This window comes from Zobellia russellii (assembly GCF_018728565.1).
Lineage (GTDB): Bacteria > Bacteroidota > Bacteroidia > Flavobacteriales > Flavobacteriaceae > Zobellia > Zobellia russellii.
The window spans coordinates 1-857 of record NZ_JACSOI010000022.1 but is presented as its reverse complement, the minus strand read 5'-3'; the positions used below and the strand labels follow the sequence as shown (position 1 = coordinate 857).

The following is an 857-nucleotide window of genomic DNA, read 5'->3' as shown; positions in this document are numbered from 1 at the left end:
GTGGTGAAGTCGCCACTTACCGTTCCGGTTACGTTGACGTTTCCTCCTGCTTCCGTAGCATTCAATACATTATCGGCAGTAACATCATCAATCACTAATACTGGAGCAGGGTTTACCAAATCTACAGTATACGTTTTTGTGTCAGTAACTGTAGCACTGTTACCGGCTCCATCCGTTGTTACAAAACTTCCTTCAACCGTAGTATCACCATCAGCGGCCAAGGCACTTCCCGGGATATCGATGCTATAATCACCCAAGGCATCCACCGTTCCCGTATAGTCCGTACCGTCAACCGTTAAGGTGACCGTATCGCCCGTATTGAAATCTCCAGTAACAGTTCCTGTTACCGCAACATCTGCACCCGCCTCTGCTGCATTCAATACATTGTCCGCGGTGATATCATCGATTACCAGTACAGGGACCGGGGCGGTCGTATCTACCGAGTATACTTGGCTGTCGGTTGCAGTTCCTACATTACCTGCGGTATCCATTGTCGTTACACTTCCATCTACCGTCGTATCACCATCGGCAGCCAATTCACTACCTGGGATAGAAATACTATAAGCGCCTGCGCCATCTACGGTTCCCGTGTAATCAGTGCTGTTGACCGTTAAGGTGACCGTATCTCCGGAGTTGAAGTCGCCACTTACCGTTCCGGTTACGTTGACGTTTCCTCCTGCTTCCGTAGCATTCAATACATTATCGGCCGTGATATCATCGATCGCCAGTACAGGGACCGGGGCGGTCGTATCTACCGAGTATACTTGGGTATCCGTTGCGGTTCCTACATTACCTGCGGTATCCGTTGTCGTTACACTTCCATCTACCGTCGTATCACCATCGGCAGCCAATTCACT

At 49.8% G+C, this 857-nt stretch carries 1 protein-coding gene; it reads right to left on the bottom strand.

Going from position 1 to position 857, the window contains the following annotated elements; genetic code table 11:
* A partial coding sequence (locus tag H9565_RS20010) for an Ig-like domain-containing protein (RefSeq protein ID WP_215442148.1) occupies positions 1 to 857 on the bottom strand: 857 nt, incomplete at both ends.